Source organism: Roseiarcus sp. (assembly GCF_052145395.1).
In the GTDB taxonomy this organism is placed as follows: Bacteria; Pseudomonadota; Alphaproteobacteria; order Rhizobiales; family Beijerinckiaceae; genus Roseiarcus.
The window spans coordinates 1-9,264 of the sequence record NZ_JBKQOT010000511.1; the positions used below are offsets into that span (position 1 = coordinate 1).

Below are 9,264 nucleotides of genomic sequence, written 5' to 3' on the forward strand. Positions count from 1 at the left end.
GCCCTGGGTGGCCGCCATCGCCTCGATCTGGGTGCGGACGATGTTGTTGTCTGGGTCCTGGGCGGTGAGCGACCAGCCCGACGTCTGGCTGTGGGTGCGCAAAGCCAGCGACTTGTCCGACTTGGCGCCGAAGCCCTTGACGATGCCGGCCCAGAGCTTGCGCGCGGCGCGGAGCTTTGCGACCTCCATGAAGAAGTTCATGCCGATCGCCCAGAAAAACGAGATGCGCGGCGCGAACTGGTCGACGTTCATGCCCGCCGCGATGCCGGCGCGGATATATTCAATGCCGTCGGCGAGGGTGTAGGCGAGTTCGAGGTCCTGCGTCGCCCCCGCCTCCTGCATGTGATAGCCGGAGATCGAAATCGAGTTGAACTTCGGCATGTTCGCCGCGGTGAAGGCGAAGATGTCGGAGACGATCCGCATCGAGGCCGCTGGCGGATAGATGTAGGTGTTGCGGACCATGAACTCCTTCAGAATGTCGTTCTGAATGGTCCCGGTCAACTTGGCCATCGGCACGCCCTGTTCTTCGGCGGCGACGATATAGAGCGCCATTACCGGCAGCACCGCGCCGTTCATCGTCATCGACACGCTCATCGTGTCGAGCGGGATGCCGAAGAACAGGGTCCGCATGTCATAAATCGAATCGATCGCGACGCCCGCCATGCCGACGTCGCCGGCCACGCGCGGATGATCGGAATCGTAGCCGCGATGGGTCGCGAGATCGAACGCGACCGAAAGGCCCTTCTGACCGGCGGCGAGGTTGGCGCGATAGAAGGCGTTCGATTTCTCGGCGGTCGAGAAGCCGGCGTACTGACGAACGGTCCAGGGCTGGGCCACGTACATCGTCGGATAGGGCCCGCGCAGGAACGGCGCAAGCCCCGGCCACTCGTGCGACAAATCGAGCCCTGCCCGATCGCGCTCGTCGTAAAACGACTTGACGTCGACGCCGTCCGGCGTCGACCACCCATGGGATTCGCCCGCGCTCGGCAGGTTTGCCGGCTCTGCGAAGGCAATATTCGAGAAATTGGGAATCAGGCCCATCGTACCCCTCCCGAGCGGCCCTAAGGCGCGACTCGCTTGTAGAGACCTTTCAGCGCGGCGACGGCGTCGCCGCCCATGAAAATGAAATCATCGACGCCGGCCGCGCGCAAGCGCTGCTCGAGGTCTCCGGGACGCCCGGCGAGTGTAAGGCCCTTAACCCCGGCCGCCTTGACCGCCGTGGCGAACGCTTCCGCGCGCGCGGCGTAGGTCTCGTCGTCGCTGCAGAGGCAGGCCAGCTCGGCGCCGCTCGCCTTCAGCTTGGCGACGGCGTCCTCAGGCGTCGCAGCCTCGCCGTCATAGACGGGTTGGACGCCGCCAGTCTCGAACAATTCGCGCATGTAGGCGACACGGCGACGATGCACAGGCTCCGCTCCGATCGCCACGAGATAGGCCTTTGGCCGCGCGCCGGTCTTCTGCAGGCAGGCGTCCGACTGATCGCGCAACGCCTCGAACGCCTCGGCGAGGCGGAAGGGGGCGAGCGCGCCCGCGGCGGCCGCGACGAATTCCGGCTCCGGGGCGCCCGGCGCAATGTCGGTCGCAGCCTCGACGAGCTGCGGGTGGGCGCTGACGCCGGTGATCGGCGACTTGATCCGCGCAACGTCACGCCTCAGCGCCGCCGCGTTCTCCGCGACCTGGCGCTGGAAACCGCCGTCCGCGAGGGCCGCGGGCAGACCGCCCTTCGCCTCGATCTCCTGGAAGACCGCCCAGCTCTTGTCGCAGAGCGCCTTGGTCAGCGCCTCGAAACCGCCGGCCCCGGCGGCCGGATCGTCGACGAAGCCGAGGTGGGACTCGCGCAGGAGGACGAGCTGGCCGTTGCGCGCGAGCCGCCGCGCGAGGCTGCCCGGGAAGCCCACAGCGAGCGGGTGCGGCAGCACGCTGACGCTGTCGGCGCCGCCGAGGCCCGCCGCAAACGCGGCGATCGTTCCGCGCAGCACGTTCAGGTACGGGTGGCGCCGCGTCATCATCCGCCAGGCGCTCTCCGCCTGGACGTAGGGGGCGCGGGGGGCGAGCCCGCAGGCCTCCTCGACCCGCGCCCAAACGATGCGGAGCGCCCGAAACTTCGCGATTTCGACGAATTCCTCGGCGTCGGACGCGAGACGGAAGGCGATCGAGCTGCGGGCCTTGTCCGGTGCGATCCCCGCCTCTCCGAGCGCGCGCAGGAGACTGACGCCCGCGCCAAGCGCGAAGGCGAGTTCCTGAGCGGCCGAGCCGCCGGCCGCATGCACGCTGCGCGCGTCGGCGACGAAGAACGGGCCATTGAACCGCCCGGACTTCAGTTCGAGGGCCGCGTCGACATAGGGCTTGACGTGAGCCGCCCAGTCGGACGGAAACGGGCCGCGCGCCGCGACGGCGAACGGATCGAGCCCGAACGAGACGGCGCAAATGGCCGGCTCGGCGCCAGTCGCCCTGACATGGTTGGCGAAAGCGAGCGCCTCGGCCGGGCCGCTTGGACCAAGATCGAGCTCGAAGCGGGCGCCGGCGTCGAATTGCACGCCTTCGAAAGCCGCCGCCAGCGTCGCCGGATCGGATCGTTTCAGCCCGAACCCATAGGCGCCGATGGCGCCGGCGAACACGATCTGCAGGCCATCGGCGCCGTTCGACAGATCCTCGAGCGCCTGCGCATTGGCTTCCCGCGCGTCGGGATGGTCGAGACGGGCGATCACCTTCCAGGGCCCGCCGGCGCGCACGGCTCTCGGGCCCACCGCCGGCGGATAGACGGGGTCGATACGAAGACCGTCCGCCGTCTTCGAAACGAGCTTGTCGAGACTCGCCCCCTTCAGCGCCGCCTCGGCAGCCTTGCGCCAGTCGGCCTCGGTCCAGGCCGGAAATCCCCCTGCCTCAGCGTCCAAAACCGTACTCCTTCAAAGTCGAATGAACTACAACGTTAGATGAACTGCGATATCCCCGGGATCGAAGCGGCGATTTCTCCGACCGTCTGGTCGCCGGCGACTTCGCGCGCATAGGCGAACACCTCCCGGCCGGCGATCTGGATCTGATCCATGCTGAGGCCGAGGCCCATCAGCTCGCCGCCGAGCGCCATCAGGCCGCCGCCGCCCATCTGCCCGGCCGCGATGCCCATCAGCCCTTTCAGGCCCATACCCATGCCTTCGCCTCCCGTCGAGGCGCCCGAGGCGATGATCGCCTGCAGTTCCGGCGCTTTTTCGAACAGGTCCTTGACGCCGTCCTCCGAAGCCTCGCGCTGGATGAAGTCAGCGATCAAAGCCACCGCCTTTCGCGCGACCTCAGGAGAAAGATTCGCCACCGTGGCGACGCGGGCGATGACATTGTCCATCCATGGCTCCTTGGGTTCACGCTGGCGCGCGGGCTCTCGTCGCCGCTCGCACGCTCAAAAGCAAGCTCGCCGGCCATAGTAATTGGTAGACGCCCGAAGGGAAACGTCAAAGCCCCCGCGAGCCCGCGGCAAATTGTGCCGACCGAACTGGATGCGGCAATCGGCCGCAAGACACGGTGGGAATCCGCGCCCGTGCCGGCTACGGCGCCGCACGTTTGCCCGCGTATGACAGAATCACATAACTAAACCCGGAAGAACAATCTTAGCCCGATGTGGCCGCGGGAAAGACGCTACGGCGTCGTCGGAGCCCCCGACGAAATTCGGATTCCAATGCCCTGGACCAGCGGACTGCTCGCATCACCATGAATTTAAATGACATTCGTGACACAGCCGCACCAGTGAGGATCTGCGCAAAGGCGACGCCGTACGATTGGCGATCTTCACGCCGAAGCGAAGACCGGGGCCGTCGCGACGGTTCACCTCGCGCGCCGTAAGAGGGACAGGCCGTCGCGATGCTGAAGAAAGTAAACTTTTGGCTAAGATACATATGCGTAATTTACATGGCTGGCTCCTTTGCGCCCGCCTACCCAAACTGCCGAATAGAACTTACCTTGCATAGCAACAGACAAATGTTCACCCATCAGGCCTTCCAACAAGGAGAACGACGATGACCAACTTGAAGAGCATTTCGGAGAAGCTCACCGCCTGGCGCCGTTACCGCGACGCGGTGCGGGAGTTAAGCCAGCTGACCGACCGGGAGCTCAGCGACATCGGCATCCGCCGCGGCGAGATCGAGACGATCGTCCGCCAGTCGGTGATGACCCCCGCGGACTGAGACGCGTTCGAGCGCTTCGTCCGGCTCGCCGGCGGCGCGGCGTCCATCAAAAAGCGGCCCGGTCAGGGCCGCTTTTTTTCTGCGCTCCGCATAGGCGCGCTCTTGTGGGCGGGAGTCCCACCGTGAGTTGGCGGGGGCGCGAGACAGGAACGCCGCTATGCGATTATCCCAACCGATCGCGCGGCAAAACGACAAGGGCGCCCGGCCGAAGCCGGACGCCCGCTGATCGAGAGCGGTTCAAGTCGTCCGCTCAGTGAGCGACCGCGGTGTCGGCGCCGATGCCCGTCTGCGACCGGACGTATTGCGCCTCGAAGGCCGCCTTTTCCGTCTGAGCCGTCTTCGAGCTGTCGGTGACCGAAAAGATCCAGCAGCAGAGGAAGGAGAGCGGCATGGTGAACAGCGCCGGCGACACGTAGGGGAACCACGCAGACCCTTTCGGATAACCCAGCACCGCCTCCCAGATGCCAGGACTGACGATGGTCAGCACCACCGCGCTGATCACGCCGACGAAGCCGCCGATCACCGCGCCCCGCGTCGTCAGCCCCTGCCACAGCATCGAGAGCAGCAGCACCGGGAAGTTGGCGCTCGCCGCAACCGCGAAAGCCAGACCAACCATGAAAGCCACGTTGATCTTCTCGAAAACGATGCCGAGAAGGATCGCGACGATGCCAAGAATGATCGTGGTGATCCGGGACACCCGGACCTCGGCGCCTTCGTCCGCGTACCCGCCCTTGAACACGCTCGCGTAGAGGTCATGGCTGACGGCGCTTGCGCCCGACAGCGCCAGGCCCGAGACGACCGCCAGGATCGTCGCGAAGGCGACCGCCGCGATGAAGCCCTTCATCAGGTCGCCGCCAACCGCCTGAGCGAGGTGGATCGCCGGCATGTTGCCGCCGCCAAGCAGCGCCTTCGTGACATCGCCGCCAACGTGGTAGGCCGGGTTGGTGAGGACGAGCACGATCGCGCCGAACCCGATGATGAAGGTCAGGATGTAGAAGTAGCCGATGAAGGTGGTCGCCCAGAACACCGACTTGCGCGCCTCCTTGGCGTTGCCGACGGTGAAGAAGCGCATGAGGATGTGGGGCAAGCCCGCCGTGCCGAACATGAGCGCAATGCCAAGCGAAAAGGCATTGATCGGGTTGGAGACGGCCGGGCCGGGCAGGAGGATCTTGTCGTGGCCCGGATGGACCTCGATCGCCTTGGCGATGAGCGCGTTGAAGTCAAAGCCGAACTGGGCGAGCACGAGCAGCGCCATCAGCGTCGAGCCGCCGAGCAGGAGGCCCGCCTTGATGATCTGCACCCAGGTCGTGGCGATCATGCCGCCGAAGGTGACGTAGATGATCATCAGGATGCCGACGACGACGACCGCCCAGAGATAGGGCAGCCCGAACAGCAGCTCGATAAGCTGCCCGGCGCCGACCATCTGCGCGATCAGGTAGAAGGCGACCGTGACGAGCGTGCCGGTCGCCGCCATCGCGCGGATGGGTGTAGCCTGCAGACGATAAGAGGCGACGTCGGCGAAGGTGAAGCGGCCGAGGTTACGCAGCGGCTCGGCCATCAGGAACATGATAAACGGCCAGCCGACGAGGAAGCCGATCGAATAGATCAGACCGTAATAGCCGCCCGTGTAGACCAGCGCCGTGATGCCGAGGAACGAGGCGGCCGACATGTAGTCCCCCGCGATAGCGAGGCCGTTCTGGAAGCCGGTGATGCCGCCGCCCGCGGCATAGAAGTCCTTGGTTGTGCGTGTGTGCCGGGCCGCCCAATAGGTGATGCCGAGCGTCACGATGACGAAGGCGACAAAGATGATGATCGCGTTCCAGTTGGTCGGCTGGATTGATCCAGCCTCGATGGGGCCGGCGGCGGAAGCCGCTCCGGCGGCGAGGCTGAGCGCGCCCGCAAGCGCGCCGGTTCGCAACAAGGTCTTCACTTCTTTCCCCCGATCTTGGCGGCGTTGACGATCGCGTTGGTCAGGTCGTCGTATTCGCCGTTGGCGCGCATGACGTAGATCCCTGTGAGCAGGATCGAGAGCAGGATCAGCGCGACGCCCATGATGATCCCGATGGTGATGTCGCCTGCCACTTTGGTCGCGATCAGATCGGGCGCGAACGCGACAATGGCGATGTAACCGTAATACAGAATTAAAATGGTGATCGCGAGGGTCCAGCCGAACGATTTCCGTTCGGAGACGAGCTTCTGGTAGTTTGGATCGGCCTCGATCCGTCTCAGGGTTGAATCATCCATTGGGTTACCTCCCGAGCGTCCATAGCCTTGAGACGCCATTTCACAGAATCAGGGCCTGAAAAGAGCAAGGCGCGCCCGTTAAAGCGCGCCCCTTTCCGAGAGACGACCCGTGTCGGGCGTTTCGCCCGCACGCCAATCCGCGTCGACCGCCGCCCGCGGGCCGGAACGACCCGGCGTTTCCGGCGGGAGAACGAAGCGTTGCGGCCGCCTCTTCGGCCCTTCCTGCTCGCCATTTTGCTTGCAATTCCGAGTTGCGTCGACCCACGCCGCACTAAACAGTTTGTCTAGACGATGGCATGAATCCGGCCGAAGCCGAGGGAGCGTTTGTGCCAGCGCCCCCGATCGGTTAAGTTACAGTGTGGGGGCTGGCCCCCGGCCCGGACAAGACCAATGCTTGGTTTACGCGGTCCGAGTCCCCATATCCTGTCTGTCCCCGGCACGTGGGCGAAGGCGGGATTTCACTTGAAAAGGCCACGCGCATGGATTTCCTCAAGCCACGGTCGCACCGCATGAACCGCCGCCGACGCATCTATGAAGGCAAAGCGAAGGTCCTTTACGAAGGCCCAGAGCCTGGAACGCTGATCCAGCACTTCAAGGACGACGCGACCGCGTTCAACGCCAAGAAGCATGAGGTGATCGAGGGCAAGGGCGTCCTCAACAACCGGATATCCGAGTACATCTTCCAGCGCCTCAACGACATCGGAGTGCCGACGCACTTCATCCGCCGCATCAACATGCGCGAGCAGCTGATTCGAGAGGTCGAGATCATTCCGCTCGAGGTCGTCGTGCGCAACATCGCCGCCGGTTCGCTGGCGACCCGCCTCGGTCTCGAGGAGGGGGCGCAGTTGCCGCGCTCGATCATCGAATTTTATTACAAGAATGATCAGCTGAATGATCCGATGGTCTCGGAGGAACACATCACGGCGTTCGGCTGGGCCGCGCCGCAGGAGATCGACGACATCATGGCGCTGGAGATCCGGGTCAACGACTTCCTGACCGGACTCTTCCTCGGCGTCGGCATTCGGCTCGTCGATTTCAAGATCGAATGCGGCCGACTGTGGGAAGGCGACAACATGCGTATCGTGCTCGCCGACGAGATCAGCCCCGATTCCTGTCGGCTGTGGGACGTCAAGACCAACGACAAACTCGACAAGGACCGGTTCCGCAAAGATCTCGGCGGTATGATCGAGGCCTATACCGAGGTCGCCCGCCGTCTCGGCGTCGTGCAGGAGAACGAAGTTCCCCGCGCCGGGGCACCGCGACTGGTTCAGTAACGCCGTAATCCGCTATATCGGCGCGCGACGATTGATCGCGCGCCGCAACCGCGCCAAGTTTAGACATGGCGCGCATCGTCTTCACTGCGAACCTCCGACGCCACGTTGACTGCCCCGAGAGCGAGGCGGCAGGATCGACCGTGCGGGAAGCGCTCGAAACCGTTTTCCGAAACAACGAGCGGCTGCGCGGTTACGTGCTCGACGACCAATCGGCGCTGCGGCGGCATGTGGCGATCGTGGTCGACGGCAGGCCGCTTACCGATCGCGCCGGCTTGACCGACCCGATCTCTCCGGGGAGCGCTATCTACGTTCTCCAGGCTTTGTCGGGAGGCTAGGCCGTGAGCGACCGTCTCGTTGTTTCGACCCGCAAGGGCCTGTTCTGGATCGAGCGCGAGCGGGACGGCTGGAGGATCGCTGAGGCCGAATTTCTCGGCGACAACGTCACGCTGGCGCTCAACGATCCGCGCAGCGGCCACGACTACGCCGTCCTCAACCACGGTCACTTTGGCGTGAAGCTGCATCGGCGAACAAACGGCGTCTGGAACGAGGTCGCTGCGCCCGTTTATCCGCCGAAGCCCGAGGGGCTTATCGACCGCGACGGCTGGGGCAAGGACATTCCCTACAGCCTGATCAACATCTTCGCCCTCGAGACTGGCGGTCCTAAGGAAAAGGGGCTCTTGTGGTGCGGGACGATCCCGGGCGGCCTGTTCCGATCGCGCGACCACGGCGCGAGCTGGGAGCTAATCCGGGCGCTCTGGGACGACCCGAAGCGCCAGCAGTGGATGGGCGGCGGAACGGACTGGCCGGCGATTCACTCGATCTGCGTCGACCCGCGCGACAGCGGGATTGTGCGCATCGGCATCTCCTGCGGCGGCGTTTGGGAGACGCGCGATGGCGGCGAAACCTGGGCCTGCCGCGCCGACGGCATGTTCGCCGCCTATCTGCCCCCCCCAAATGGGCCGCGACCCGAACACCCAGGACCCGCACCGCCTTGTGCAAAGTCCGAGCGCGCCGGACCGCCTGTGGGTTCAGCACCACAACGGAATCTTCCGCAGCGACGACGGCTCGGCGAGCTGGATCGAGATCAAAGGCGTCGAGCCATCTTCCTTCGGTTTTGCGGTCGCCGTCCATCCGCGGTCGCCGGACATGGCCTGGTTCATCCCGGCGATCAAGGATGAACGCCGCATCCCGGTCGACGGCAAGCTCGTGGTCACACGCACCCGCGACGGCGGCCGGACGTTCGAGGCCCTGCGCGACGGCCTGCCGCAAAGCCACGCCTACGACGTGGTCTACCGCCATGCGCTTGCGGTCGACGACACCGGCGACCGCCTCGCCTTCGCCACCACGACCGGCTCGCTCTATGTCAGCGAAGACCAGGGGGATCGGTGGCGCGAGGTGAGCCACACGCTCCCGCCGGCGCATGCGGTCCGGTTCGTCGGCTGAGCGCAATCAGCAATTCTAAAAGAAGGGCATTTTTTGGGATTCACAAATCAGGGGAAACATGATTCACGCTAGGGATGGAGATTTTGGCGTCGCTGTTGTCTGGCCTGAAGGCGGTTTGCGCTGCGTTCCCGGAC

At 65.0% G+C, this 9,264-nt stretch carries 10 protein-coding genes; 5 read left to right on the plus strand and 5 right to left on the minus strand.

What is annotated here, in order from left to right; translation table 11 throughout:
* From ACLP25_RS17520 to ACLP25_RS17530, 3 genes are all read right to left on the minus strand, one after another.
* The coding region (locus tag ACLP25_RS17520; protein ID WP_442470452.1) for a methylmalonyl-CoA mutase family protein at positions 1–1,041 on the minus strand (1,041 nt) is incomplete at its 3' end.
* A 20-nt stretch (positions 1,042–1,061) separates the two neighbouring features.
* A complete protein-coding gene (locus ACLP25_RS17525; RefSeq protein WP_442470453.1) occupies positions 1,062–2,891 on the minus strand; it encodes a methylmalonyl-CoA mutase family protein in 1,830 nt (609 codons plus the stop codon).
* Positions 2,892–2,926: 35 nt separating this feature from the next.
* Positions 2,927–3,334, minus strand: coding sequence for a DUF2267 domain-containing protein (locus tag ACLP25_RS17530; protein ID WP_442470454.1), 408 nt, complete (start codon positions 3,332–3,334; stop codon positions 2,927–2,929).
* 667 nt (positions 3,335–4,001) lie between these two features.
* On the opposite strand from ACLP25_RS17530, the gene ACLP25_RS17535 reads away from it, so the two are divergent.
* Positions 4,002–4,169 (plus strand): DUF1127 domain-containing protein, encoded by a 168-nt coding sequence (locus ACLP25_RS17535; RefSeq protein WP_442470455.1) that lies wholly within the window; start codon positions 4,002–4,004, stop codon positions 4,167–4,169.
* Positions 4,170–4,419: 250 nt separating this feature from the next.
* Here ACLP25_RS17535 and ACLP25_RS17540 read toward each other — a convergent pair whose 3' ends face one another.
* Both ACLP25_RS17540 and ACLP25_RS17545 read right to left on the minus strand, forming a co-directional pair.
* Entirely contained in the window at positions 4,420–6,090 is a 1,671-nt protein-coding gene (locus tag ACLP25_RS17540) for a cation acetate symporter (protein ID WP_442470461.1), read from the minus strand.
* 5 nt (positions 6,091–6,095) lie between these two features.
* The gene (locus ACLP25_RS17545) at positions 6,096–6,413 is read right to left on the minus strand and encodes a DUF485 domain-containing protein (RefSeq protein ID WP_442470456.1); all 318 of its coding nucleotides are present in this window, start codon (positions 6,411–6,413) and stop codon (positions 6,096–6,098) included.
* 479 nt (positions 6,414–6,892) lie between these two features.
* On the opposite strand from ACLP25_RS17545, the gene purC reads away from it, so the two are divergent.
* The 4 genes from purC to ACLP25_RS17565 all read left to right on the plus strand — a co-directional run bounded on the left by purC (position 6,893) and on the right by ACLP25_RS17565 (position 9,130).
* Entirely contained in the window at positions 6,893–7,687 is a 795-nt protein-coding gene (purC, locus tag ACLP25_RS17550) for a phosphoribosylaminoimidazolesuccinocarboxamide synthase (RefSeq protein WP_442470457.1), read from the plus strand.
* Between the two features lie 65 nt (positions 7,688–7,752).
* Positions 7,753–8,022 (plus strand): MoaD/ThiS family protein, encoded by a 270-nt coding sequence (locus ACLP25_RS17555; protein WP_442470458.1) that lies wholly within the window; start codon positions 7,753–7,755, stop codon positions 8,020–8,022.
* Positions 8,023–8,025: 3 nt separating this feature from the next.
* Positions 8,026–8,865, plus strand: a complete 840-nt coding sequence (locus tag ACLP25_RS17560) for a WD40/YVTN/BNR-like repeat-containing protein (RefSeq protein ID WP_442470459.1) — start codon at positions 8,026–8,028, stop codon at positions 8,863–8,865.
* A complete protein-coding gene (locus ACLP25_RS17565; protein ID WP_442470460.1) occupies positions 8,834–9,130 on the plus strand; it encodes a hypothetical protein in 297 nt (98 codons plus the stop codon). The genes ACLP25_RS17560 and ACLP25_RS17565 overlap by 32 nt, the downstream gene beginning before the upstream one ends.
* The last annotated feature ends 134 nt before the right edge of the window (positions 9,131–9,264 follow it).

Excerpts from the sequence above, each read along its gene's own strand:
- ACLP25_RS17530 (WP_442470454.1), bottom strand. The coding sequence starts at position 3,334 with ATGGACAATGTCATCGCCCGCGTCGCCACGGTGGCGAATCTTTCTCCT.
- ACLP25_RS17535 (WP_442470455.1), top strand. The coding sequence starts at position 4,002 with ATGACCAACTTGAAGAGCATTTCGGAGAAGCTCACCGCCTGGCGCCGT.
- ACLP25_RS17545 (WP_442470456.1), bottom strand. The coding sequence starts at position 6,413 with ATGGATGATTCAACCCTGAGACGGATCGAGGCCGATCCAAACTACCAG.
- purC (WP_442470457.1), top strand. The coding sequence starts at position 6,893 with ATGGATTTCCTCAAGCCACGGTCGCACCGCATGAACCGCCGCCGACGC.
- ACLP25_RS17555 (WP_442470458.1), top strand. The coding sequence starts at position 7,753 with ATGGCGCGCATCGTCTTCACTGCGAACCTCCGACGCCACGTTGACTGC.
- ACLP25_RS17565 (WP_442470460.1), top strand. The coding sequence starts at position 8,834 with ATGGCCTGGTTCATCCCGGCGATCAAGGATGAACGCCGCATCCCGGTC.